The organism is Brevibacterium sp. K11IcPPYGO002, assembly GCF_050920635.1.
In the GTDB taxonomy this organism is placed as follows: Bacteria; Actinomycetota; Actinomycetes; order Actinomycetales; family Brevibacteriaceae; genus Brevibacterium.
The window spans coordinates 1688900-1713637 of the sequence record NZ_CP131929.1 but is presented as its reverse complement, the minus strand read 5'-3'; the positions used below and the strand labels follow the sequence as shown (position 1 = coordinate 1713637).

General features: G+C 65.5%; 26 protein-coding genes and 1 riboswitch. Of the genes, 10 read left to right on the top strand and 16 right to left on the bottom strand.

The window, feature by feature from the left end; genetic code table 11:
• Nucleotides 1-26 precede the first annotated feature (26 nt).
• Nucleotides 27-1988: an LPXTG cell wall anchor domain-containing protein gene (locus QYM46_RS07775; protein ID WP_432791474.1), complete on the bottom strand. Its 1962-nt coding sequence runs from the start codon at nt 1986-1988 to the stop codon at nt 27-29.
• A gap of 246 nt (nt 1989-2234) precedes the next feature.
• On the opposite strand from QYM46_RS07775, the gene QYM46_RS07770 reads away from it, so the two are divergent.
• From QYM46_RS07770 to QYM46_RS07760, 3 genes are read left to right on the top strand one after another with little or no spacing between them, the layout of a single operon-like run.
• Nucleotides 2235-2714 (top strand): META domain-containing protein, encoded by a 480-nt coding sequence (locus QYM46_RS07770; protein WP_432791473.1) that lies wholly within the window; start codon nt 2235-2237, stop codon nt 2712-2714.
• Nucleotides 2711-3031, top strand: a complete 321-nt coding sequence (locus QYM46_RS07765) for an META domain-containing protein (protein WP_432791472.1) — start codon at nt 2711-2713, stop codon at nt 3029-3031. The genes QYM46_RS07770 and QYM46_RS07765 overlap by 4 nt, the downstream gene beginning before the upstream one ends.
• Nucleotides 3032-4000, top strand: a complete 969-nt coding sequence (locus QYM46_RS07760) for a DUF808 domain-containing protein (RefSeq protein WP_432791471.1) — start codon at nt 3032-3034, stop codon at nt 3998-4000.
• On the opposite strand, the gene QYM46_RS07755 is transcribed toward QYM46_RS07760, so the two are convergent.
• From QYM46_RS07755 to QYM46_RS07725, 7 genes are all read right to left on the bottom strand, one after another.
• Nucleotides 3991-4818: an ABC transporter ATP-binding protein gene (locus QYM46_RS07755; protein ID WP_432791470.1), complete on the bottom strand. Its 828-nt coding sequence runs from the start codon at nt 4816-4818 to the stop codon at nt 3991-3993. The two genes, QYM46_RS07760 and QYM46_RS07755, sit on opposite strands and share 10 nt — an antisense overlap.
• A complete protein-coding gene (locus QYM46_RS07750; protein WP_432791723.1) occupies nt 4815-5828 on the bottom strand; it encodes a FecCD family ABC transporter permease in 1014 nt (337 codons plus the stop codon). The genes QYM46_RS07755 and QYM46_RS07750 overlap by 4 nt, the downstream gene beginning before the upstream one ends.
• 86 nt (nt 5829-5914) lie before the next feature.
• On the bottom strand, nt 5915-6982 hold the full coding sequence (locus QYM46_RS07745; protein WP_432791469.1) for an iron chelate uptake ABC transporter family permease subunit: 1068 nt from the start codon (nt 6980-6982) through the stop codon (nt 5915-5917).
• A gap of 96 nt (nt 6983-7078) precedes the next feature.
• Nucleotides 7079-7564, bottom strand: coding sequence for a SufE family protein (locus QYM46_RS07740; protein WP_432791468.1), 486 nt, complete (start codon nt 7562-7564; stop codon nt 7079-7081).
• A complete protein-coding gene (locus QYM46_RS07735) occupies nt 7564-8472 on the bottom strand; it encodes a sulfurtransferase (protein WP_432791467.1) in 909 nt (302 codons plus the stop codon). The genes QYM46_RS07740 and QYM46_RS07735 overlap by 1 nt, the downstream gene beginning before the upstream one ends.
• A gap of 72 nt (nt 8473-8544) precedes the next feature.
• Entirely contained in the window at nt 8545-9333 is a 789-nt protein-coding gene (locus tag QYM46_RS07730) for an alpha/beta fold hydrolase (RefSeq protein WP_432791466.1), read from the bottom strand.
• Nucleotides 9334-9342: 9 nt separating this feature from the next.
• A complete protein-coding gene (locus QYM46_RS07725) occupies nt 9343-9831 on the bottom strand; it encodes an SRPBCC family protein (protein WP_432791465.1) in 489 nt (162 codons plus the stop codon).
• A 91-nt stretch (nt 9832-9922) separates the two neighbouring features.
• Here QYM46_RS07725 and QYM46_RS07720 point away from each other — a divergent pair, with 91 nt between their 5' ends.
• Nucleotides 9923-10381, top strand: coding sequence for an NUDIX hydrolase (locus QYM46_RS07720; protein ID WP_169252015.1), 459 nt, complete (start codon nt 9923-9925; stop codon nt 10379-10381).
• A gap of 36 nt (nt 10382-10417) precedes the next feature.
• Here QYM46_RS07720 and QYM46_RS07715 read toward each other — a convergent pair whose 3' ends face one another.
• From QYM46_RS07715 to QYM46_RS07705, 3 genes are all read right to left on the bottom strand, one after another.
• Nucleotides 10418-11371, bottom strand: coding sequence for an ABC transporter substrate-binding protein (locus tag QYM46_RS07715; protein ID WP_432791464.1), 954 nt, complete (start codon nt 11369-11371; stop codon nt 10418-10420).
• Between the two features lie 100 nt (nt 11372-11471).
• Nucleotides 11472-12950 (bottom strand): amino acid permease, encoded by a 1479-nt coding sequence (locus QYM46_RS07710; protein WP_432791463.1) that lies wholly within the window; start codon nt 12948-12950, stop codon nt 11472-11474.
• A gap of 106 nt (nt 12951-13056) precedes the next feature.
• Nucleotides 13057-14376, bottom strand: a complete 1320-nt coding sequence (locus tag QYM46_RS07705; RefSeq protein WP_432791461.1) for an FAD-dependent oxidoreductase — start codon at nt 14374-14376, stop codon at nt 13057-13059.
• Between the two features lie 120 nt (nt 14377-14496).
• Here QYM46_RS07705 and QYM46_RS07700 point away from each other — a divergent pair, with 120 nt between their 5' ends.
• A complete protein-coding gene (locus QYM46_RS07700; protein WP_432791460.1) occupies nt 14497-15105 on the top strand; it encodes a TetR/AcrR family transcriptional regulator in 609 nt (202 codons plus the stop codon).
• A 7-nt stretch (nt 15106-15112) separates the two neighbouring features.
• On the opposite strand, the gene QYM46_RS07695 is transcribed toward QYM46_RS07700, so the two are convergent.
• Genes QYM46_RS07695 through QYM46_RS07685 form a run of 3 tightly spaced genes read right to left on the bottom strand, consistent with a single transcriptional unit; the run spans nt 15113 to nt 18242 of the window.
• Nucleotides 15113-16366, bottom strand: coding sequence for an alpha-hydroxy acid oxidase (locus tag QYM46_RS07695; protein WP_432791459.1), 1254 nt, complete (start codon nt 16364-16366; stop codon nt 15113-15115).
• Complete coding sequence (locus QYM46_RS07690; protein WP_169253816.1) at nt 16363-17022, bottom strand: response regulator transcription factor; 660 nt, start codon at nt 17020-17022, stop codon at nt 16363-16365. The genes QYM46_RS07695 and QYM46_RS07690 overlap by 4 nt, the downstream gene beginning before the upstream one ends.
• Nucleotides 17023-17051: 29 nt before the next feature.
• Complete coding sequence (locus tag QYM46_RS07685) at nt 17052-18242, bottom strand: sensor histidine kinase (protein ID WP_432791458.1); 1191 nt, start codon at nt 18240-18242, stop codon at nt 17052-17054.
• Between the two features lie 153 nt (nt 18243-18395).
• On the opposite strand from QYM46_RS07685, the gene QYM46_RS07680 reads away from it, so the two are divergent.
• Nucleotides 18396-19637 carry a DedA family protein gene (locus QYM46_RS07680; protein ID WP_432791457.1) on the top strand — a complete coding sequence of 414 codons (1242 nt, stop codon included), beginning with the start codon at nt 18396-18398 and terminating at the stop codon, nt 19635-19637.
• On the opposite strand, the gene QYM46_RS07675 is transcribed toward QYM46_RS07680, so the two are convergent.
• Together QYM46_RS07675 and thiE are read right to left on the bottom strand one after the other, a co-directional pair.
• Nucleotides 19591-20556, bottom strand: coding sequence for a ketopantoate reductase family protein (locus QYM46_RS07675; RefSeq protein WP_432791456.1), 966 nt, complete (start codon nt 20554-20556; stop codon nt 19591-19593). The two genes, QYM46_RS07680 and QYM46_RS07675, sit on opposite strands and share 47 nt — an antisense overlap.
• Nucleotides 20553-21236 carry a thiamine phosphate synthase gene (thiE, locus tag QYM46_RS07670; RefSeq protein ID WP_432791455.1) on the bottom strand — a complete coding sequence of 228 codons (684 nt, stop codon included), beginning with the start codon at nt 21234-21236 and terminating at the stop codon, nt 20553-20555. Before thiE ends, QYM46_RS07675 begins: the two co-directional genes overlap by 4 nt.
• Nucleotides 21237-21247: 11 nt before the next feature.
• A riboswitch (TPP riboswitch) is annotated at nt 21248-21351 on the top strand.
• Between thiE and thiO the strand changes: the two genes are divergently transcribed.
• The 4 genes from thiO to moeB all read left to right on the top strand — a co-directional run bounded on the left by thiO (nt 21341) and on the right by moeB (nt 24738).
• The gene (gene thiO, locus QYM46_RS07665; protein ID WP_432791454.1) at nt 21341-22501 is read left to right on the top strand and encodes a glycine oxidase ThiO; all 1161 of its coding nucleotides are present in this window, start codon (nt 21341-21343) and stop codon (nt 22499-22501) included. It overlaps the preceding riboswitch by 11 nt.
• Nucleotides 22498-22755: a sulfur carrier protein ThiS gene (gene thiS / locus QYM46_RS07660; protein ID WP_432791453.1), complete on the top strand. Its 258-nt coding sequence runs from the start codon at nt 22498-22500 to the stop codon at nt 22753-22755. Before thiO ends, thiS begins: the two co-directional genes overlap by 4 nt.
• Before the next feature lies 1 nt (nt 22756).
• A complete protein-coding gene (locus QYM46_RS07655) occupies nt 22757-23524 on the top strand; it encodes a thiazole synthase (protein WP_432791452.1) in 768 nt (255 codons plus the stop codon).
• Complete coding sequence (gene moeB / locus QYM46_RS07650) at nt 23521-24738, top strand: molybdopterin-synthase adenylyltransferase MoeB (protein WP_432791451.1); 1218 nt, start codon at nt 23521-23523, stop codon at nt 24736-24738. Before QYM46_RS07655 ends, moeB begins: the two co-directional genes overlap by 4 nt.

The following is a 24738-nucleotide window of genomic DNA, read 5'->3' as shown; positions in this document are numbered from 1 at the left end:
CCGTCAGACGGTCAGTCTCACTGCACTCAGTTGTTGTTCTTGCGACGCATCGTCAGAACGACTGCGGCGCCACCCACGAGGAGCAGTCCGGCTCCGGCAGCGAGGCCGGTCAGCTCGGCACCGGTGCGCGGCAGGTCAGAACCGCCGTCACCGTTTCCGTCATCGTCGTTTCCGTCGCCGGCTCCGCCGTCGGCGTCGCCGTCGTCGTTGTTGCCATCATCGTCGCCGCCGGATCCGCCACCGGAGCCGTCTTCGTCAGCGAGAACCTCGAAGGAACCGGTCAGGGCCGACTCATCCTCGGTGTCGTTGGCACCGATGACCTCGACGTCGTACTTGCCGAGGTAGGCCTCGGGGTTCGACGCACTGGTGCCGTAGATGGAGAATGCGGCAGCACCGTTTTCGTTCGCGGTCTCATCGAGGGTGATGCCCTCGACGCCTTCGGGTCCGTTGGCAACCTCGAGCGTCACCTTCTCGCCCTCGTCGAAGCCCTGGACCGTGATCGTCACGCCCTCGTCTTCTTTCACGAAGTCGGAAGCGGCGATCTGCTTGGGGTCGACGTTGATCTCACGCTCGACGGGAGCGGGAGTCTCGGACTCGTCTTTTTCAACGGTCACGTCGAACTCGGTCGGCTCAGACTTCTCTCCATCGACGATCGCAGTCGCAGTGAAGTGGTAGTCGCCTTCTGCCTTCGGTCCTTCGACGGAGAAGTTTCCGTCCTTGTCAGCCTTGACGGTTTCGGATCCGTCCTCAGCAGCCTGCGCCTTGGCCTTCTGATCGTCAGCAGCGGAAGCGGCTTCCCACTTCACCTCGACCTCAGCGCCGGCCTCGGCCTTGCCCTTGACCTCGCCGTTGGGCTCGATGGTCTGGTCTTCGGCCTTCGGAGCAGCAGGAGCCTCAGGGGTCTCCTCGCCGGGCTTCTCGAGATTGAAGTCCGTGCCGGACTCCTCGAGCGAGTGATCCAGGTCGGCGACCCAAGTGAACGAGGTGTTCGCATCGAGGTCGCCGCCGCCGGAGATGACACCCACAGCGGTGTTGCCCTGGTAGACGCCGCCGCCGGAGTCACCCGGCTGCGAGAAGGGCTTGTCGATCGGAGCGGTCACGCCGAATCCGTGGACCCAGCGGCCACCGACATTCTGGTAATCGAAGTCGTACGACTCGCGAGGCAGAACCTTGCCCTCAGTCTTGCCGGTGGTACGACCGGACTTGCTGATGGCACCTTCCTTGTGTGCGCCCACCTCGGTGATCTCAGTGGTCGACTTGGCCAGGTCGTCCGAATCGGCAGTCGTCCAGTCGGTGATGCCGTTCTTGACGTTGTAGTTCGACTCGTCGACATTGATCACGGCGAAGTCGATGTCAGACTCGCTGGGCTCGGGCCACTGGTTCTCATCGGCGCCTTCGAGCAGGTCGCCTCCGAAGTTGTGGAAGCCCCACTTGCCGATCACGCCGCTGCCCGAGGCCTGGAAGCCTTCTCCGCCGTTGGCCTGAGCAATCGAGGGCTTCTCGGTCTGGTCGACGGTGGTGTCGCCGTCGAACTCGTTGGTCTGCTCGTTGATGATCTTCGAGCAGTGTCCGGCGGTGAGGACGACGGGCTTGCCGTCGCCGTCCCAGCCGGAGAAGCCGGTCGAGCAGGCTCCGCCGCTCTCGCCGGCCTTGACGAGGTAGCCGGCACCGCCGACGAGGTCGTTCTTCGCGTAGGGCTTCAGTTCCTTGACGCCCTCGGTGACCTTGATGTTCTGGTACTTCTTTTCGAGCTTCTTGATCTCGTCGGTCTTCTTGGCAACGCCGATGCTGAGCTCGCCGCCGTCGGTGCCGTAGGCGTTGACGCCTTCGATGCCGGACAGTGCCTTCTGGACGTGAGCTTCACTCTGGAGGTCCAGCTTCTGCGGTGCGTTGTCAGCCATCGCCGGCGAGGCGACGAGCGCGCCGCTCAGGCCCAGCGCCGCGGCGGCGCTGATGGCCAGCGAACTCTGCACGAGTTTCTTCTGCATAAGGTTGATTCCCTTGATCGTTGTCGATGCTTCGATTGCCCGACCCCGTCAACAGGCTTCGCCGCGACTCGACGGTTCATGTTTCCGGTGTCAGATTTCCAACCGTGTGAAAGGTTACGGTTTGATCACGACGCAGTGCAAGAACCATCAGAGTCGCAGGTGAACACAACTTACAGAAGTCGGACTACACAAGCTGTCCTGTGTTCTTCCAGGGGCTTCAAAACCGGTGCCGTTATGATCAGGGACATGCCGAACCACACAACCCTTCGCACTCCGGCCCCTGCACGACCCGCTTCGAGGCTCGCGCTCGGACTTGCCGCACTTGCTCTCACTTTGCCCCTGGCAGCGTGCGACACCGGCGTCGACCCACGAAATCCCGATCCCTCCTCCCCCACTGAATCCAGCGAAACTGCGTCGCCCGGCGAAGAAGCCTCTGACCTCGATCCCACCGGCAAGTGGACCTCACCGGAGAAGGGCGACCCGTTCCTCGAATTCGCCGAAGACGGCTCACTCGAAGGCTCGGACGGTTGCAATGCGATCGTCACGAGCTGGAAGGTCAAAGGAGATGAGATCGCCATCGATTCCTTCATGACCACTCAGAAGGCCTGCGCCGGTGTCGACACCTGGCTGAGCAAGGCGTCGACAGCGACCATCGAAGGCGATGTCATGAAGGTCAAAGACAGCAACGGCAAAGTCATCGGCGGACTGGAGAAGGACGACAAATGACACAGGAACTCATCGGCCGCTGGACGGCTGAGACGAACGACCGGGCCTTCCTCGAGTTCGCCGAGGACGGCTCACTGCGCGGCAGCGACGGCGCCAACAACCTCGTGACCACTTGGTCGGCCGAACCAGAGGGCCTCATGATCAAGTCCTCGATGATGACGCTCAAGGCCGCTCCCGGAATGCTCACCTGGGTGCCCAAAGCCAGGAGAGTCGAACCCGACGGCGACCGTCTGCGGCTTTTCGACGCTGCGGACAATCACCTCGGCGACCTTCATCGTCAGCCGCCAGAACCCACGCATGAGCTCGGCGGTCGTTAGATGGCCGGGGGTCTGATCGCGCTCCTCGACGACGTCGCCGCACTCGTCAGACTCTCGGCGGCCAGCCTCGACGATGTCGCAGCGGGCGCATCGCGAGCCGGCGCGAAAGCCGCGGGAGTCGTCATCGACGATGCGGCGGTGACCCCGAAGTTCGTCGAGGGGGTGGACCCGAAACGCGAGTTTCCGATCATCCAGCGCATCGCTTTGGGATCGCTGTTCAACAAGCTCGTCATCATTCTCCCGATCATTCTCCTGCTCAGCCAGTTTCTGCCTTGGCTCCTCACCCCGCTGCTCATGATCGGCGGCACCTACCTCTGCTATGAGGGTGCCGAGAAGGTCTTCGAGAAGTTCGGCTGGATCGCCCACCACGCGAAAGAGTCCCCGGCCGCCGAACAGTCGACCGATGGCAAGGCGGCAGAGAAGAAGGTCGTGCGATCGGCCATCACCACCGATTTCGTCCTCAGCTGCGAGATCATGGTCATCGCCCTCAACGAGGTGGCCGCCGAGTCCCTGACCAGCCGTGCCGTCATCCTCGCCGTCGTCGGCGTTGCGATCACCGTCGGCGTCTATGGTGTCGTCGCGCTCATCGTGAAGATGGATGACATCGGCCTGCACATGGCGAAGAAGGACTCACCCGGGCAGCAGAAGTTCGGTCGGTTCCTCGTCGGGGCGATGCCGAAGCTGCTCGCTCTGCTCTCCGTCGTCGGCACCTTCGCCATGCTGTGGGTCGGAGGCCACATCATCCTCGTCGGCACCGATGAACTCGGCTTCCACGCCCTCTACGGCTTCGTCCACCACCTCGAAGAGCCGGTCGCTGCGATCGCAATCATCGGCGCCTTCCTGGGGTGGCTGGTCAACACGTTCTTCTCCCTCATCCTCGGTGCGATCTGGGGAGGGATCGTCGTCGCAGTGATCTTCGGCGCCAAGGCCGTGTTCACGGGGAAGAAGAACACGCAGAATCAGCGCTGAGCGAATGTCTTCTTCGGTGCTCCCGCCACGATCATCGGCGCACCGGTGACCGGATCGTCGATGACTGTGCAGTCGATGCCGAAGACCTCGTTGACGAGCTCCGAGGTGATGATCGTCTCCGGCGGCCCCTGAGCGACGATGGCACCGTTCTTCATCGCGATGATCTCGTCGGCGTACCGGCAGGCCTGGTTGAGGTCGTGGAGGACGGCGACCAGCGTATGTCCGTATTCGTGATTGAGCTGCGAGAACAGGTCGAGCAGCTCGATCTGGTAGGCGACGTCGAGGAAGGTCGTCGGTTCGTCGAGCAGCAGGAGGGATGTCTCCTGGGCGAGCACCATGGCCACCCAGACGCGCTGGCGCTGACCGCCGGAGAGCTCGTCGACGAGCCGTGAGGACAGCTCTTCGGTGTTCGTCGCCCGCAGTGCCAACAGCACAGCTGCTTCATCGGCGTCGGTCCACTGGCGCAGGAATGACTGATGCGGATGGCGCCCGCGGGAGACGAGATCGGCGACCGTGATCCCGTCCGGAGCGATGGACGACTGCGGGAGAAGACCCAACCGCTGGGCGATCTTCTTCGTCTTCATCTTCTCGATGTTGTTCCCGTCGAGAAGCACAGTGCCCTTCGCCGGCGGCAGCAGTCGCGCGAGGGCCCGCAGCAGGGTCGATTTGCCGCAGGCATTGGGGCCGACGATGATCGAGAACTTTCCGTCGGGAATGCTCACATCGAGATCGCTGACGATCTGGCGCTGATCATAGGCCAGATCGAGGCTCTCGGCGATCAGCGGGGAGGCTGCGCCTGCAGGGTTGGGAATGCTCATGATGCCTTCCGAGCTTCGTGGATGAGGAGCCAGATGAGGTAGATGCCGCCGATGCTCACGGTGATCACGCCGACGGGCAGCTGGATGTCGCCGAACGCATGCTGGGCGACGAGATCGGCGGCGATGAGGAGCAGCGCTCCGACAGCCGCCGACGTCAGCAGGCTGGTGCCTTGTGCCCGCGCGATTCGCCGTCCGATCTGCGGGGCGGCCAGTGCCACGAAGGCGATCGGGCCGGCGGCGGCGGTGACAACTGCGACGAGGGCGACGGCGATGACGATGAGCACGGCACGGATGGGCTCATTGCGCACACCCAATGCTTTCGCCGTATCATCGCCGAGTTCCAAGGTTCCGAGATCTCTGGAGAAGAGTCCGCAGGCCAGTCCGAGGACGATCACGGCCACAGCCGCAGGGGCGATCGTCGACCAGCTCATTCCGTTGAGGGTGCCGGCGCCCCAGGTGGCCGCGGCCATCGCGAGCTCGAGATCGGCACGCATGATCAGCCAGGTGTTGAAGGCGTTGAGCATCGCTGTCAGCGCGATTCCGACGATGATGAGCCTGAACCCCTGCACCCCGCCTTTCCAGGTGAGCAGGTAGACGACCACTGCGGTGAGCAGCCCGCCGATGATCGCACCTGCCGCAGTGGAGACGAAGCTCGTGCCGAAGACGATGATCGTGACGATGCCACCGGTGTAGGCCCCTGTGGAGAAGCCGATGATGTCCGGAGAGCCGAGTGGGTTGCGCGTCAGCGATTGGAACACGGCTCCGGAGACTCCGAGTCCGGCGCCCAGGACGATTCCGGCGATGATGCGCGGCGCCCGCCATTCTCCGACGACGGTGTTGACGATGCGCTTGTCTGCTGCGCCGAACAGCCCTTGGAAGACTTCGGACGGAGTCACCGAGAACTTGCCGAGCATGAGACCGGCGAAACCGCAGGCCAGAGCGAGAAGAGTGATGATTCCGGCGGTGATGACGACCCTCATGTCGATGCGGAATCCGAAGACGCGCAGCATGGGACGACCGAAATCGACCCTCTCCCCCGGCAGGGCGTTCGGATGCGCGGTGAGGGTGCGTTCGGGAACCGCGAGGTTGGTGGATCTCACAGACCGCTCGCTTTCTTCCGTCGGACAAGGGCGATGAGCACCGGAGCACCGACGAACGCGGTGACGACTCCGACTTGGAGTTCGCCGGGCTTCATCACGACTCTGCCGATGACGTCCGAGGCCAGGAGCAGAATGGGTGCCAGGACGAGTGAGTAGCCGAGGATCCAGCGCTGGTCGGGACCGACGATCCACCGCGCGATGTGCGGAATCATCAGACCGATGAATCCGATCGGCCCGGCCGCGGCCGTGGCCGCACCGGCCAGGAGGGTCACGGCGATGATGGAGAGCACTCGGGTGCGGTTGACCGAGGTGCCGAGACTAGCGGCCAAGTCATCACCGAGGGCCACGGCGTTGAGTGAGTGGGACAGCGCCAGAGCCAGCACGGTGCCGATGACGATGAACGGCAGGATCGCGGTGATCGTATCGAAATCACGGCCGGCGATCGCACCGACGTCCCAGGATCGGAACGCATCGAAGGCGCGGTCGTTGGTCAGCAGGATCGCTTTGGTCAGTCCGGTGAGGACCGCGGCGACGGCGACTCCGGCCAGGGTCAGGCGGATCGGATCGACCGTGCGGCTGCGGCCCGCGGACCCGATGACATAGACCCCGACGGTGGCGACGAGGGCACCGGCGAAGGCGAACCAGATGTATCCGGTGATCGAGGAGATCCCGAAGAACGCGACCCCGATCGTGATCGCCAGGGACGCTCCCGCATTGACGCCGAGGATGCCAGGATCGGCCAGCGGGTTGCGCGTGAGAGCTTGGATGAGTCCACCGGCCAGACCCAGCCCCATGCCGACGAGGATGCCGAGCACTGTGCGCGGTAGGCGCAGTTCGAGGACGACGAGCTGATCGTCGCTGCCGGTGGGGGCGAAGAAGGCTCCGAGGACCTCCGAGATCGGCATGTCCCTGGCGCCGATGGTCAGAGACGCTGCGATCACGAGAATCAGCGCGATGATCGCTGCGACCAGCCCCAGCACTCGCCTGATCCGCAGGCTGCCACCGGCCGGATGACTGGTGTCGGTATGCGGTTTCGCCTCGGCAGAGGTGGCGGAACCGGTCATCGAGGTGGTCCTTTGTGAGAAATGGCGGTCAGGTGACTAAGGGCAGGCTAACCACACTGTAACTCACCGGACCACCTCAGCCAAGCGAGAGAGGTCTCACTCGGCTGTGATCTTGCCGATCCTCTCGGACACCTGTCGCTGGATCCGGGAGAGCATTCCGCTCATTCCGCGCAGCCTCAGCGGGCTGACGACCTCCGACATCGACAGCCGCAGGGGCAGGTCGGCGGGAACCGACAGGATCGCCTCGGCGCTGGCTCCGTCGAGCCCTTCGTGCAGGATCCCGGCGAAGCCTCGTGTCGTCGGTGCTTCCGGAGGAGCGGAGAAGTGCAGGCGCACTTCAGCCTGCTCCCCCGCCTCGGGGTCGGCCACCTCGGTGACGAGGAAGATCGGAGACTGGCACTCGGGCACGGGCTCGAGCAGCTCCGGGTGGTCGGTGTACTTCTCCGGCAGGTCGGGCAGGTCCGTCGCGAACTCCAGCAGCACCTGGAGGCGGTCGTCGGCCGGGGTTTCGGCGAAGTCTGTGACGATCTCTGCCAGCGCCTCCGGCAGGTCGTCGGTCTTGGGTGTGTTCGTCTCCGCCATCAGCGTCCGGGCACCTCTCCGGGTTCGGTTCCGGTGACGATCGGCACGCCGACGACATTGCCCCATTCGGTCCAGGAGCCGTCGTAGTTGCGCACGTTGCCGTATCCGAGGAGGTGCTTGAGGACGAACCAGGTGTGGCTGGAGCGTTCGCCGATCCGGCAGTAGGCGATGACCTCATCGCTGGTGCCCAGTCCCGCCTGTTCGGTGTAGAGCTCCTTGAGTTCGGCTGCGGACTTGAAGGTGCCGTCTTCGTTGGCTGCCCTGCCCCACGGCATCGACTTCGCGCCGGGGATATGGCCGCCGCGCAGTGCGCCTTCCTCCGGGTAGGCGGGCATATGGGTGCGTTCGCCGGTGTATTCCTCCGGGCTGCGCACATCGATGAGCGGCACATCGCCGAGGCTGTTGCGAACCTCGGGCAGGAAGGCCCGGATGACGGAATCGTCGCGGTCGACGACAGGGTATTCGGTGGGTGCGGGCTGCGGCTTCTCCGTGGTCATCTCACGGCCTTCGGCCTGCCATTTCGCACGACCGCCGTCCATGAGCCGGACGTCTTCGTGACCGAAGAGAGTGAAGACCCACAGCGCGTAGGCCGCCCACCAGTTGGACTTGTCGCCGTAGACGACGATGGTGTCATCGCGGGAAATGCCTTTGGCGGACATGAGCGCGGCGAATCCCTCGCCGTCGACGTAGTCACGGGTGACGGGATCGTTGAGTTCCGTGTGCCAATCGACCTTGACCGCTCCCGGAATGTGTCCGGTTTCGTAGAGCAGCACGTCTTCATCGCTTTCGACGATGACGAGTCCGGGATCGCCTGCATGCTCGGCCACCCAGTCGGTGCTGACCAGTCGGGTTCCGTCCGCGTATTCGGCGAACTTTTGTGCGGGATCGGCCGGGATCGCAGTGCTCACGCATTCCTCCTGAGAATTTGAGTCCAATTGTGCTCGATGTGGCAACGTCGAGCGCGTTCAGCATATTCCTTTTCAAGGTCGGCTGAGGAATGCCGTCAGCGCTGAGACGAACTCCCGCGGTTTCTCCGAATGCACCCAGTGTCCCGAGCCTTTGACCGTGAGGAGTGTGGTGCGTGGGAACAGACTGCGCATCTGCGGCAGGTCGTCACGGTCGACGTAGTCCGATTTCTCACCGGCGACCCAGAGGACGCGATGGTCGAACACGGCGTCGCCCATGTCCGGGAAGTCCCCGATGACATCGAGGCTCGAGTGCAGCAGCGCCAGGTTGGGCTGCCAGGAATACCCCGTCGAGGTGGGGCGCAGGTTCTGCAGCAGGAATCCCCTGATCGCAGCCTCGGGGATCGGGTCCCGAAGTTCCTCATCAGCCTCGGTGCGTGATTCGATCCGGTCGAGATCGAGGGCGGCGAGGCTGGAGAGCAGGTGGTCGAAGACTCCGGTGGACCCGCCGGCGTTGGGGCCGATGTCGACGACGACGAGCCGGTCGACGAGATCCGGGTGTCGCAGGGCGAGCACCATCGCGACCTTTCCGCCCAGGGAATGTCCGACCAGGTGCACGGGCTGATCATCGGGGGCGACCGCCTCGGCGATATGGGCCGCCACGGCATCGGCGAGCTCGACGTAGTCGAAGGTCTCGGTCCATTCGGACTCGCCGTGGTTGGGCAGGTCGACCAGCAGGCTGGAGAAATCGGGCTCGATGTCCTTGGCGATGCGGGTGAAGTTCTTGCCTCGGCCGAACAGCCCGTGGAGGAAGACGACCAGGCGCCCGGATTCGCCGACGCGAGTGCTGTTGATGGTGGTCACGATCCCAGCCTAGCCCGTGACGGCACGTTCGAGGCTCTCCAGTGAGGCGTCGAGGAATTCGGCAGGGAACGAAGGGAAGCCGCCGAACTCCTCCCGGGTGGCGTCCGTCGTTGCGGACCAATCATAGGTCAGAGCCACCTCGGTGCCGGAATCGGTCTCGGTGAGGTCGTAGCGCCACCGCCACCCGCCGGGGACGACCCGTCCGGATTCGTCGGCTTGGCCTAGATCCCAGGCGATGGCGTGCGGAGGATCGAAGGCGGTGACGGTGTTGTCGATGCGGTAGGCCCCGCCCACGACGTCGAGATACATGTCCATGGAGAACACCTGACCGATTTCCGTGATGGGGGCGCCGTCGATGGCGCCGCGGACCCAGTCGCCGGGTTCGGTCTCATGGTGGCGTCGCGGATCGGACAGCAGTGTGAAGATCTGGTCGACGGAGGCGGGGATCGTGCGGGTACGGACGAGCCTGTCATTCGGCGTCTGCGGCTGTTCGCTCATATCTTCACACTAAGTATCCGACGTCGGCCGAACAAGACTTCAGTGAGTTCAGCCGACTTCGGCGACCGGCACACGCGGGTAGGGTGAGGTCATGCACTTCTCCGAATACGACACCCGACTTGCCGGTTACGCGGTCATCGTCAATGACGACGACGAAATCCTCCTCAGCTGGTTCAACGGCGGAAAGGACCGCCTGCACGCGATCTGGACGCTGCCCGGAGGCGGAATCGAGTTCGACGAAAGCATCGAAGCGGGCACACTCCGGGAGATCAAAGAGGAGACCGGGTTCGACGCCGAACTGGTCCGCCCCTTGACCACTCATTCCTTCACAGAGCCTCGCCGCAATCCGGCCTTCAGCGATTCGACGGATCGTCCCTTCAAAGGCGTACGGGTCGTCTACGAGGCGCGGATCATCGGCGGCACCTTGGGCACCCTCGAAGTCGATGGGACGACGGATCGGGCGGAATGGCTGCCGATCACTTCGCTGCCGAACGTCCGGCACGCCCGCATCATCGACATCGGCCTCGATGCGTGGCGTGCCGCCGTGTGAGTTCTGCGCAACGGCGCAGCGGCGTACTGTCGCCGGTCACTTCACCTTGTCGGCGATGAGATCCGGGAGCTTCTCCGCCGTGTACTGTGCCGAGAGGATCGAGTTGAGCGAGAATGCCTTGCGGATGTCGTCGTTCTCGTTGGTCAGAACGAGGTCGTGCCCGTCCTTGACGGCCGGGATCCGCTTGTAGGCGGCATCGCCGGTGACATCGGCGTCCTCGATGTAGATCGGGAATGTCAGAAGCAGGTCCGCGTCGAGCTGATCGAGGTTCTCCTCGGAGATCGGCACGGAGAAGCCCTCGGCCTTCATTCCGGCGATCGTCTCGGACTGCTTGAAGCCGAGCTGCTTCATGACCTGCACGCGACCTGATTCCTCGACGTAGGCGCCCCATCCCTCAGCGGTCTTCGCCGCCACGGTCACGGACTTGTCCTGGAACTCGGGATGAGCTTCGCGCGCATCCGCGTAGGACTTCTCGAGGTCGTCGAGCAGCTTCTTCCCGTCGTCGTCCTTGCCCAGCGCCTGGGAGACGAGTTCGACCTGCTGGTCCATCGTCGTCAGGTAGTTGTCGCCGCCTTCGGGAACTCCGACCGTCGGGGCGATCTCGGAGAGACGGTCGTAGCGCTCCTTCTCACCGGAGCTGTTCGTATCGAGGATGACGTCGGGCTCGAGCGCGGCGATGGCCTCGTAGTCGGGTTCCATCGTCGCGATGATCTCCGGCGCCTCATCATAGAGGTCCTCGGCCCACGGACCGACTCCCTTGCCGCCGAATTCGACCCAGTCGGAGGCACCGATGGGCTGGACTCCGAGTGCCAGGGCGGTCTCGGCATCGCCCCACCCGAGAGCCACGACTTTCTGCGGGTCGGCGGGCACCTCGACGGCACCGAACTTCGTGTCAACGGTGGGCCCGGAGGCCTCCTCGGCGGCACCTCCTCCGCCGCAGCCGGCGAGGACGAGGACGGAGGCGATCACGGGGGCGAGAATACGGCGCATGGAATCCTTCTTGAGTAGTTAGGCGAGCCTAGCTTAACTCATTTTCCGGATGTCGTGATCGTCCCCGCGCGGCCGCCTCGGCGAGGGACCGACCATCGAATCAGGAAGCCTTGATCTCGAGCCCCTCGACATCCATCTCATCGAGGGCGACCATGCGTGAGCGCCGACCGGTGACGATGCGGTGGATGAGCCACAGAAGCAGGAACGCCGGAAGCCCGGCATAGGCGCTGGCGACCTGGAGCAGCTGCCCGCCCACGACGGCCTGCACATTCTGGCCGATGATGACGACGATGAGCATGATCAGCGCGACGATCGGGCCGATCGGGAACAGCGGCGCCCGGTACGGCAGGTCCGCGACGGCATGGCCCTGTCGCACATAGGCCCTGCGGAACCGGAAGTGGCACCAGGCGATGCCGACCCAGACGATGAAGCCGGAGAGCCCGGAGACGTTGATCAGCCAGGTATAGGCCCCACCGTCACCCATGATCTCGGTGAGGAATCCGAAGAGTCCGATCATGGCGGTGGCCAGCAGTGCCATGACGGGCACTCCGCGTTCGTTGAGGCGGGCGAACAGCCTCGGCGCGGTCCCCTCTTTCGCCATGGCGTAGAGCATGCGGGTGGAGGCATAGAGGCCGGAGTTGCCGGCGGAGAGGATCGCGGTGAGGATGACGGCATTCATCATTCCGGCGGCCACGGCGATGCCGGCGCGTTCGAAGACGAGAGTGAACGGTGAGGCCGTGATGTCCTCATTGTTCGCCGAGGCCAGCAGGGAGGGGTCGGTATAGGGCAGGAGGAAGCCGATGACGGCGATGGCGCCGATGTAGAAGAGCATGATGCGCCAGAACACGGTGCGGATGGCGCGCGGCATGTCCTTGCGCGGGTTCTCCGACTCCCCCGCGGTGACGCCGACGAGTTCCGTGCCCTGGAAGGAGAACCCGGCGATCATGAAGACGCTGATGACCGACATCCACCCGCCGACGAACGGAGCCTCACCCCTCGTCCAGTTGCTCATCCCGGGTGCGGTTCCGCCGAGGATGCCGGCGATCATGAGCACACCGAGGACGAGGAAGGCGAGCACGGCGGTGACCTTGATGGCCGCGAACCAGAATTCGCCTTCGCCGAAGGCCTTCGCGGACAGGAAGTTCAGTCCGGCCAGCAGGACGAGGAAGACCGCCGCCCAGATCCACGACGGCACGTCGGGGAACCAGAAGGACATGATGACGCCGGCGGCGACGAGTTCGGCGGCCAGGGTGATCGCCCAGTTGAACCAGTAGTTCCAGCCCATGGCGAAGCCGAATGAGGGACTGACGTATTTGGTGCCGTAGGTGTGGAACGATCCGGCCACGGGCAGGTGGGTCGACATCTCACCGAGGGACTGCATGACGAAGAGGACCATGATGCCGATCGCGGCGTAGGCCAGCAGGGCACCGCCGGGGCCGGCCTGTGAGATCGTGCCGCCGGAGCCGAGGAAGAGCCCGGTGCCGATGGCACCGCCGATGGCGATCATCTGCAGGTGGCGAGACTTCAGTCCCCGTCGGAGTCGGCGTTCGTCATTCGCCGAGGCGGCTGGCATTCCCATGGTCATCCTCGTTCGTGGTTCGGCAGGTCCGCGCACGAGGACCCTGGCCATTCCTACCACAACCGGGGTCGCCCCCGGCCGCTGCAGGCGCCGGGTGGGAGGAGGGTCACATCCGCCGAGGCGGGGATTCGAGCAGCTGCAGTATCGGCTTGAGCGCCGACCGGATGCTGATGACGCGGAACGCCTGGTCGCGGACGAACGCGAAGAGTCGGGACCGGCCGAACATCAGCCGGGCCAGAGACCGCGAGTTATCATGAGCGGCCTCGACACGTGGCCGCTGGCGAGTCTCGAAGCGTTCGAGTGCGGCGGCTGCACTCGTCCCAGTCGCCAGGGAGGAGAGTTCGTCAGCGAGCACCCCGGCCGATTCCATCGCCATTCCGGCACCGATCCCGGCAGTCGGAAGGAACCCTGCGGCCGCATCGCCGAGCAGAACCGTGCGACCATGCCTCCACTTCTGCGCCCGGGAATCCCGCAGCGGCCAGTAGAACGGTGCTTCAGCTTCCTCGACCGCGGTGAGGCAGGCGTCGATCCGCGGAGTCAGTACCGACAGCCGCCTGCGAACCTCCGCTGCGAATCGCCGGGGGCCGAGCGGCTGCCGGGCATCGGGACAACCGAGGAAGACTCCGACAGCTCCCTTGACCGGGTACATGCCGAGGAAGAATCCATCACTCCAGATCTCATCGACGGCACTCTGATCGCCATCGGCCGCGGCCCAGCAGACCCATCCGCCCCAGGTCGTGTCCACTGACGACACCGGGGAGGTCTCACCGGAGACGGCAGCGGCAGTCGTGCCTGATTCACTCGCGGCGGTTGCGACGGGCCCACCGGTCACGAGCCGGCGGGAGCGGGAATTCATTCCGTCGGCGATGACGACGGCATCGAATTCGAGTACTTCCTCCTGACCCAGGCTCCGCGTCCGTCCTCCATGGTGCTGTCCGGATTGGCCCACCTGGGCGAGAGCCACAGTGGCGCCGTCGTCGGACAGTCCGGTCACCGTGGTGCCGAAGGCGATCGGACAGTCGCCGTCGGTGAGCACGTCGAGCAGTGCGGAGCGGGAGATTCCGCGATAGTCGCCGTAGTCGGCCAGAAGATCACCGAGGTGGTCCTGTCGGAGGACTTTCCCGGTACGCGCGTGGGCGATATAGCGATCGATGCCGACGCTGGCTTCGAGGTAGGCCTCCCGACACTCGAGTTCGTCGATGACGGGATCGACCATGGGCATGAGGGCGAGCATGTATCCGGCCCGGTTGTCACCGATCATCCGACCGGAATCGGGCGACCGGTCGATGAGGATCGGGTGCATCCCGCGGCCCCGAAGGAGCTGAGCCAGGGCAATTCCGGCGATTCCGGCTCCGACGATGAGAATACGCGGCTCTTCCAGGCTCACGTGCTTCAGCTGGTCGTCGACCGTTGCCGCGATGATCATGCGTGGACTCCTTCGTCGGGCCGATTCGCCGACCCCCTTGTGGACCAACTGGTCCATAAACAGTAACACCGGGTGGACCGCATGGTCCACAAGCGTGTCGAGCATTGCTACACTGACGTCGTGTCCGAGACTGCGTTGGCGCGTATGCGCCCCGAGAAGCGCGCCGCGCTCATCGATGCCGCCGCGCGAGAATTCGCTTCGCGGACGTTCGAGGAGGCGTCGCTCAATCGCATCATCTCCACCTGCGGGATGAGCAAGAGTTCCATCTACCATGTCGTCGACTCGAAGGACGACCTCTTCGCCCTCGTCGTCACCGAGCTCGCTGCAACCGCACGGGGGTTCTGGACGCCGCCTGATCCGGGAAGCTTTTCAGACGGGTTCTGGGACCGTGCACGCTCGGTCTGGGACGACATTGCGCGAACATGGCCGGACTGTCCGGAGCTCATGCTCCTGTGGCACATCGTCTACGCGAATTCGGACAGTCCAGCTGTGCGACGCCTCGCCGACAGCGTCGAAGAATGGGTGGGCGCCGTGCTCATCGTCGGGCGTGAGGCCGCGGCGATCGATGTCGATTGTCCGCTCGAGCTCCAGACTCTGGCGGTGTTCTCACTGCTGCGGACTTTCGACGAATGGGCTCTGCACCTGACGGAAAGCGAGAACGCAGCCGTCGGCCCGGAGGAGAGCTCAGACCATCAGTTCAGGCTGCTCACGCGTCTGCTGCATGCCTGAGACGGGCTCACACGGAGTCGGCCGGCAGATGCCGGTCCGGGGCCGGTGCCTGGGGCAGGCCGCGGACGAGTTCGGGGCCCAGATCGGAGATGCTCCGGGCGCCCATGAGCCCCATGGCGGTGAGGATCTCCTGCTGGATGAGCTCGATTGCCCTCTCGACTCCGCGTTGGCCTCCGGCCATGAGCCCGTACAGGTACGCCCGGCCGATGAGCACGAAGTCGGCTCCGGCGCACAGCGCGGCGACGACATCGGTGCCGGACATGACGCCGGAGTCGAAGATGAGCTCCATCTCCGGTCCGACCTCCGCACGGACTTCGGCCAGTGAGGTCAGCGAATCGGGGGCCCGATCGAGCTGGCGGCCGCCGTGGTTGGATACGACGAGTCCATCGGCTCCGACGGATCGGGCGCGCCGGGCATCCTCGGCGGTGAGGATCCCCTTGACGAACAGGCGTCCGTTCCACTGTTCGCGGATCCACCGCAGGTCTTCGAGGTCGAGGGTCGGGTCGAACATCGTCTTCGTCATCTCCGCCAGGGACTGGGAGGTGTTCGACAGCGACGCGTATTTCGGCGGTTCGGTGGTGAGGAAGTTGAACCACCAGCCGGGACGATAGGAGGCGTCGAGGATCGTTCCCAGTGTCAGACGGGGCGGGATCGTCAGCCCGTTGCGGTGATCGCGCAGACGCTGACCGGTGATCGGGGTGTCGACGGTGACCAGCAGGGTCTCGTATCCGCTGGCGGCGGCCCGCTGGATCAGGTCGAGGCTGCGCTGCCGGTCCTTCCACAGGTAGAGCTGGAACCATCGGGTGGAATCCGGCGCCGCCTGTGCGACGTCTTCGACCGAAGTCGTGCCCATCGTCGACAGTGAGAACGGGATTCCGGCCTTCGCTGCCGCGCGGACTCCGGCGACCTCGCCGGCGGAGTGCATCATGCGCGTGTAGCCGGTCGGGGCGATGCCGAAGGGCAGCCGGGCTCGGGCGCCGGCGATCGTCGTCGACGTATCCGGCGCATCGACTCCGTGGAGGATGCGGGGAAGGAGCTCGACGTTGCCGAGCGCCTCACGGTTCTTCGCCAAGGTCCGTTCGTCCAGAGCGGCACCGTCGACATAGTCGAACGGCGCGGTCGGTGTCACGCGCTTGGCGATGCGGCGGAGGTCCCAGATGTCTGCGGCCGACTCCAATCGGGCTGCGACCCGGTCGAGTCGGGGCAGGTCGAACTGCAGCAAGGGGGCGAGTTCTCTCACATCGGGCAGTCGGCGCTTCATTTCTCTCCTCGTTCTCGGTTGAGGTAGGCGAGCACGGCCGCGACACGGCGGCTCGTGGTCTCCCCTGCCTGGAGGCCGAGTTTATCGAAGATGGAGCTGATCGCCTTTTCGACGGAGCTGACCGAGACGAAGAGGCGTTCGCCGATGCCTCGATTCGACAGTCCTTCGGCCATCGCCTCGAGCACTTCGCTTTCCCGCGGAGTCAGGGTCGACAGCGTGTTATGCCTCTCCGAGGTGGTCAGCAGCTGCCGGACGACGTCGGGGTCGATGACCGTCCCTCCCTCTGCGATCCGCTGCACTGACTCGAGGAACCGGTCGATGTCAGTCACCCGGTTCTTCAGGAGGTAGCCGACGCCCACTGATTCGGTGCTCAGCAGTTCGGTCGCATATTCGCGCAGCACGTATTGGCTGAGCACGAGCACTCCGATGTCAGGGAAGCGGCGTTTGATCGCCAATGCCGCTTCGAGGCCTTCGGTGGTGTGAGTCGGCGGCATCCGCACGTCGACGATGGCCAGGGTCGGCCGCAGCTCGGCGACCGCCCGCAGCAGCTCCCCTCCGTCGCCGACGGACGCGACGACGCTGATCCCTTCGTCTTCGAGCAGACTGCGCACACCTTCGCGCAGCAGCACCGCGTCGTCGGCGAGGACGACGCGCATCCGTTTCTCGGCCTGGATCTCACTCGTGCTCACTTCTTCTCCTTCGTCGTGCTGCCGTCCTGTGCTTCGGTCCCGAGCGGGATCCGAGCGCTGACTGTGGTGCCTGCGCCCTCACGGGAGTCGATGTCGAGACTCCCGTCGAGAGCTCCGACCCGCCGCGCGAGCCCTTGGAGTCCTCCCCCGCGCGGATCGGCTCCGCCGACACCGTCGTCGGAGACGGTCACGGTCAACGCGGTCCGGGCCTCGGTGACGATGCTCACCGTGATCGCGGCCGCCTCGGCGTGCTTGACGACGTTCGTCACGGCCTCTCGGACGACGAAATATGCTGCAGACTCCGCTGCCGGCGGAAATCTGCCCTCCGGCACGGTCACGAGGGTCAGCGGAATAGGACTGCGACCGGCGATTCTTTCGAGCACGGGTCGCAGTCCATGGTCGTCCAGCGCTGTCGGATAGACCCGCCACGCGACTTCGCGCATCTCGTCGATGAGGTCCTGGGACTGGCCCAGAGCATCGTCGAGCAGCGCTTGGGACTTCACCGGGTCGGACGCGCGTCTGGCTCGGGCGATGAGCACGGACAGGGAGACGACGTTCTGCTGCACGCCGTCGTGCAGGTCGCGCTCGATCCGGCGTCGTTCCTCGTCGATGGCGAGAACGACTCCACGGCGGGTGGTCAGCAGTTCGCTGATGCGGGTGTAGACGGCGAAGGGGCGCTTCACCTCGACGAAACGCGCATCGATGCGACCGTGCGCCCAGCTTGCCGCCTCGGACAGGGCGATGGCGCCGATGAGGTTCGCCGCCCCGTAGAGGACTCCGACGAAGAGTGTGGGCTGGGAGATCGACCACATGTCGAATCCGATGTTCACGGCTCCCCCGATGAAGAATCCTTGGAAGAGCGAGCCGAGAGTCACGACGACGAATCCGCCGAGGAGGTTTGCAGTGGGGATGATTGCCACTGCTGCGATGAGGCCGTTGCCGAGCAGGAACCGGCGGTGGGTCGGTGCGGAAGCGAGAACGAGTCCGAACCCGTGAGAATGCCGGGCGAGCTCCCAGTCTCGCACCTTGGCGGCCACTCGTGATGAGGGTGAGAGCACGGAGGCGGCGAGGAGCGGAAGACACAGCAGACCGCCCCAGACCACCGCGAGGACGGAACGTGCCCAGCGCGCGGCGAACATCCGGGCTTCGGGAGGACGACGGGTGGACAGCGCGCTCGGCCAGGGCATGAATCGATCGTAGCAACGCCCAACACCGGCTCACAGGGGTTCGACCGCAGTCTCGGATTCCGGTTTCCCGCAATGGCGGCTGCCGGTCGACCGCACCGACTGTGTGCCCGACCGCGTACCGTCCCTGCCACCCGGTGCCTAGCGTGGATGACTATGGATCTCGCACTCGAGCTGCTCACCGCCACACTCACCTCACCGTGGGTGTACCTGCTCATCGCCGTGGCTGCGGCGCTGGACTCGCTCGTGCCGATCGTGCCGTCGGAGACTCTGCTCATCACCGCTGCGACCTTCGCCGCTGCGGGTCAGCCTCACCCGGCAGGACTCGTCATCGCCGCAGCCGGCGGCGCCCTCCTCGGCGATCTGGCCGCTCACATCGTCGGCCGCTTGGCCGCTTCAGGTGTCGGCCGGTGGCGGCGGTGGACTCGAATTGCGGAGCTCCTCGACTCCGCCCGCACGGTCTTCTCACGCCGAGGCGGGACCGTGCTCATCGCCGGTCGGTTCGTTCCCGGGGGCCGCAGCTTGGCGACGATCGGATCCGGCCTGCTCGGATTTCCGACCCGCACCTTTCTGCTCTGGGACGGAATCGGAGCTCTGGCCTGGGCGCTCTATTCGACGGGTATCGGACTCATCGGAGGCACGATATTCGATGACCGGCCGCTGCTCGGAGTCGCTTTCGGCATCGGCATCGCCTTGGCCATCACCGGTGCGGCCGACTTCGTCCGACGTCTTCGCCGCCGCAGACGCGGACGTAGCGGACGCGGCGAACGCAGCCGACGCCGATTCGACGAACTCCGAGCCCGAGATGTCATGATGGAGGGGATGTCCCAAACACATGTGTGGTACGTCAGCTACGGATCGAACATGGCTCGCGATCGGCTCGCCTGCTATCTGCAGGGCGGGCGACCGCCCGGCGCTAAGGTGACTTATCCGGGTGCCAGAGACGCAGCACTGCCCCGTGCCGAAGCTGGGATCGAACTGCCCGGAACGATCTACTTCGCCGGCGAATCGAAGGTCTGGGGCGGCGGAATGGCCTTCTACGATCATTCTGTCCCCGGACCGACCCCGGCCAAGGCCTACCTCATCACCGCCGAACAGTTCGCCGATGTGGCCGCCCAGGAGATGCACCGCCCACCCGAGCCCGACAGTCCGCTGGAACGCCTCGTCTTCGACCTGCCGGCCGGCAGCTCCCATTCTCTGGGTCCGGGCGGCTACGAAACGCTGCTCGTCCTCGATGACGCCGATGGCGTCCCCATGGTCACATTCACCGCTGCCCACAGTTCGTCCGACATCGAACACACTCAGCCGCAGGAGCCGTATCTGGCGATGCTGCGCACGGGCACGGCCGAGGTCAGAGCCGCTTCTGGGCTTCCCCTGCCCGCAGCTGCACAAGCGTGAGGTCGAGCAGCGGAGTCGCGACTCCCAGCTCCTCTGCCTTGGCCGACAGATCGCCGAGGATGTGCTCCGTTTCGCTCGGCAGCCCTGCCGTCACATCCCTGTAGAGGGATGAGGTGAAGGCCGAGCCGTCCTCGGTGAGCATCTGCAGCGTCATGTCGTGGGAGGCCTCCGACACCGGGTGTCCGGCCGCGGCCGCCACGGCTTCGAGTTCGTCGATGATGGCGTGCACGTGCGATCTGCCGCCTGCTGCCATGATCGCCCCGACCGGGGCGCGGAACAGACAGGTGACGACTCCCGCGGCGGCGATGAAGGTCCACTTCTCCCACAGCCCGTCGATGACTCCATCGACGATCTGGAGTTTGAATCCGGGGACGTCGAGGGCCTCGGAGATTCGCGTGGGTACGGCCGCGCCGTGAAGATCGCCGATGGTCATCACCGCAAGGTCGGTGAGCTGGACGACGGCTCCGTCTCTGATCGTGCCGACGATCTTGACGAACCCGCCGAGCACCTGCCCGGGGTACCTGTTCTGCAGCTTCTCGATCTGGGCCATGCCGTTGAGGAACGGGATGATCGTCGTCTGTTCTCCCACCGCCGGTCCGATATCGTCGATGACCGAGTCGAGTCCACCCGCTTTGACCGCGACGATGACGAGGTCGAAGATCCGCGGTGAGGCGCTGAGCTCCTCGGCGGTGATGACATCGACCTGGTTCGTCCGATCGGCACCGGGAGCGGTGAAGCGCAGTCCGTCCGCGCGGACCGTCGCCGCCCGCGCCTGCCGGAGCAGGAACGTGACATCGCGTCCGGCTTCCTGCAGATAGGTGCCGAACGCTCCGCCGGTGGCGCCTGCCCCGGCGATGAGAATCGACAGGTCGGCACCTGCACCGATTCCGGCGGTTGTGCTGTCAGCTGCTGAGGTCATTCCAACTCCTCCTTGAGCACCCGTGCGGCCGCAGCGGGGTCGTCTGCCGAGGTTATCGCACGGACGACGACGGCACGGTTCGCGCCCGCCTGCCGGATCGCGTCCAGTCTCTCCCCTGCCGCGATGCCGCCGATCGCGAACCACGGTTTGCTCGCCTTCGCGGCGGCAGAGGTCAGCAGTGCCGTCCCCACAGCGGCACGGCCGGGTTTCGTCGGGGTCTCCCAGACCGGCCCGACGCAGAAGTAGTCGGTCTCCGGGTCCGCCTCGGCGGCGAGCGCCTGCTCGAGGGAATGGGTGGAGCGTCCGAGGATGACATCGGGGCCGAGCACGGCACGGGCCTGAGCACTGGTGAGGTCGCCTTGACCGACGTGGAAGACATCGGCGCCGGTCAGTAGTGCGACGTCGGCGCGGTCGTTGACGGAGAAGAGCTTGTCGTGACGGGCGGCAATATCTTTGAGGACCTCCAATGCCGCGATCTCGGCGCGGGCTTCGAGGCTCTTGTCCCTCAGTTGGATGATGTCGACTCCCCCGCGGTAGGCGGCATCGAGGAACTCGGCGAGGTCGCCTTGAGCGGTCCGGGCATCGGTGCACAGGTAGAGCTTCGCCTCTGCCAGTCGTGCCTCTCTCCAGGCTCTCTTCGTCTGCCGCGCTGCGGTGCGCGGTGGCATCTGTGTGGTCATGGTCATAGAGTAGAGGAGTTCGCGGGAGCCTCCCAACGAGGCTGAGAGGGCGTAAGAGCCGACCGTCAGACCTGATGCGGATCATGCCGCCGGAGGGAGAAGCTGTGAGAGTCATCGTCGTCGGCGCCGGGATCATCGGCCTGTCCACGGCCTGGTATCTGCGCCGTTTCGGTGCCGAAGTCACCATCGTCGATCCTGCCCCCGCCCAGGGTGCCAGCCATGCCGCCGCGGGGATGATCGCTCCCGCCGCCGAGGTGGTCTGGGGGCAGACTCCCCTGTATCCGCTGATGCGGACCTCGGCTCAGATGTATCCGGAATTCGCCGCCGAGGTGGCGAGCGCCGCCGACACCGATCTCGGTTACACAGATGCCGGGACCTTGGTGTGTGCGGGTGACCGGGCTGATCTGCAGGCTCTGCGGGAGCTGCGCGAAGCACAATCACGATCGGGTTTCGCCACCGAGCTCATCACCGGCAGTGCCGCCCGCCGTATCGAACCGTCGCTGTCGCCTGCCGTGGCCGGGGCTGTGCACATTCCCGGTGATCACTCGATCGATCCGCGTCGTGTATCGGCGGGACTCCTGTCTGCTCTTACAGCTGGCTCAGAGTCGCTCCTCATCCGGCAGCGGGTGACCGAGCTGCTGGGAGATGGTGCGGCGACAACCGGCGTCACACTGGGAGACGGCCGCCGGTTGGAAGCCGACCAGGTGGTCGTCTGCGCCGGCAGCGCCACCACCGAGATCGCCGGTGCCCCGCCGCTGCCGATCCGGGAAGTCTGGGGTGATGTGCTGCGCTTGCGTGCCCCCGCCGAGGCGACTCCCCTGCTGACTCGGACCCTCCGCGGGTTGGTCAACGGTCGTCCTGTCTACCTGGTTCCTCGCCCCGACGGTGAGATCGTGCTCGGTGCCAGTTCCCGTGAGGACGGGCTCTCCGGCACCCCTGCCGGGGCGATCCACCGGCTGCTCTCTGACGGGCAGCGGTTGGTCCCGGGCATCCTCGACGCGGAGATCACCGACATCACCACCCGTGCTCGCCCTGGTTCTCCCGACGACCTGCCGATGATCGGGCGCATCGATCCCGGCTGCGTTGTGAGCACCGGCTACTTCCGACATGGCATCCTCTTGGCCCCGTTCGGCGGGCGGCTCGGCGCCGAGCTCGCCCTGGGTGCTGCCTCCGACTGGCCTCCTGACGGGACGCTCGAGTCCGTGTCCCCACACCGCTTCACCACAGACCACACCACCGCCTACCCGATGAGGAGCAACTCATGACCGATCGCGACCACTCACCGACCATCGTCCTCAACGGTGACCATCATGAGCTGCCGGGTGCCACCTCGGCGCTCGACCTCATCTCCGAGGTCACCGGACGGGAACTGAACCCGGATGGGACACCGGCCGACGGCGGACGCTTAGGGCTGGCCCTGGCCGTCGACGGCGAGGTCATCCGTCGCGGTGCCTGGTCCGGGTTCGCCCTGGCTGACGGTCACACCGTCGACATCGTCACCGCAGTGCAGGGAGGCTGAGATGAGCTGGAGGGTCGATGACGTGGAGATGTCGTCTCGCCTCGTGATGGGCACGGGCGGGGCGAGTTCCCTGAGCATCCTCGAAGACGCCCTCGTGGCCTCGGGAACCGAGCTGACCACAGTGGCGATGCGGCGCTTCGACGCCGAGTCCCGGGACTCGGTGTTCACCATGCTGCAGCGTCTGGGAATCCGGGCGCTGCCGAACACCGCCGGCTGCTATACGGCCCGGGATGCCGTGCTCACCGCCCGACTGGCCAGGGAGGCCCTGGAGACGAACTGGGTGAAGCTCGAGGTCATCGCCGATGAGGACACCCTGCTCCCGGACTCCGTCGAGCTCTTCGCCGCCGCCGAGGAGCTCGTCCTCGACGGGTTCACGGTCTTCGCCTACACGAACGACGATCCGGCTCTGGCGAAACGTCTGGAGGATGCCGGGGTGGCCGTGGTGATGCCGGCAGGTGCTCCGATCGGCAGTGGGCTGGGCATCCTCAACCCTCACAACATCGAGACCATCGTCTCCCGTGCACAGGTGCCCGTCATCCTCGACGCCGGTGTCGGCACCGCCTCCGATGCGGCTCTGGCGATGGAGCTCGGGTGCACCGCGGTTCTCCTGGCCTCTGCCGTCACTCGCGCTCACGACGCCCACGCCATGGCTCGGGCGATGGCTCTGGCCGTCGAGGCCGGGCATCTGGCGGCCGGAGCCGGGAGGATCCCCAAACGACCGTTGGCATTGGCATCATCGCCGTTCGATGGAATGGTCGCAGCACAATGACCACCGCTGCCTCCACTCCTCCGTCGCTGCCGCCGCTCGTCGACCCCGTGGACTCCCTGTCCCGGACGGAGCTGGAACGCTACTCCCGGCACCTGAGCCTGCCGGGATTCGGACTTCAGGGACAACGGCGTCTGCGGGCCGCCTCGGTGCTGGTCATCGGCGCCGGAGGACTCGGTTCACCGGTGCTCAGCTATCTCGCCGCTGCCGGCGTCGGACAGCTGACCATCATCGATGACGATGTGGTCGAGTCGTCGAACCTGCAGCGCCAGATCATCCACCGGGATGACGATGTGGGTCGACCGAAGGTCACCTCTGCCGCCGATGCCGTGCACCGGCTCGATCCGAACTTCGAGGTGCGCACGATCGAGGAACGGCTGAGCCCGGAGAATGCGCTCGACCTCTTCGCTGAACACGACGTCGTCATCGACGGAGCGGACAACTTCGCGACCAGGTACCTGTCCAATGATGCCGCCGAACTCACCGGCACCCCGCTGGTGTGGGGCACGATCTTCCGCTTCGCCGGTCAGGTGAGCACGTTCGTCCCCGGTCACGGGCCGATGCTGCGCGACCTGTTCCCGGATATCCCGGAACCCGGTTCGGTGCCCAACTGCGCCGAGGGCGGGGTCCTCGGAGTGCTGTGCGGAACCGTGGGCTCGGCGATGGCGACCGAGGCGATCAAACTCATCTGCGGCATCGGCGCCCCTTTCATCGGTCGGCTGCTGGGTTATGAGGCGTTGACCGGGGAGTACTCAACCCTGCGGTTCTCCCCCGATCCCGACCGTCCCACGGTCACCGACCTCGCCGAGGTGACTGCCGCCTGCGCCGCGCACCCCGACGGCGGCGTCATGGCAGAGCCTTCGGCGGATGAGATCGGCGTCGCCGAATTCCTGTCCGTCGAAGACGATGTGCGTATCGTCGACGTGCGGGAGGACTGGGAACGTGAGCTGGCGGTCATCCCCGGCTCAGTGCATCTGCCTCTCGGCGTCCTCCGAGACGGCGGGTGGAAAGCCCTGGAGTCGGCGCTCGGTGACTTCGGTCGAGCGGGGTCACCGGTCGATATCGTCATCCACTGCAAGTCCGGGGCCCGATCGGCCGAGGCCGTCGAAATGCTGTCCGGTTCGGTACCGGTCGGAGGCCGTCTGCGCTCCCTTGCCGGCGGCATCGATGCGTGGCAGGACGTCACTCGGGCCTCGGCAGACCAAAGGGACCAGTGA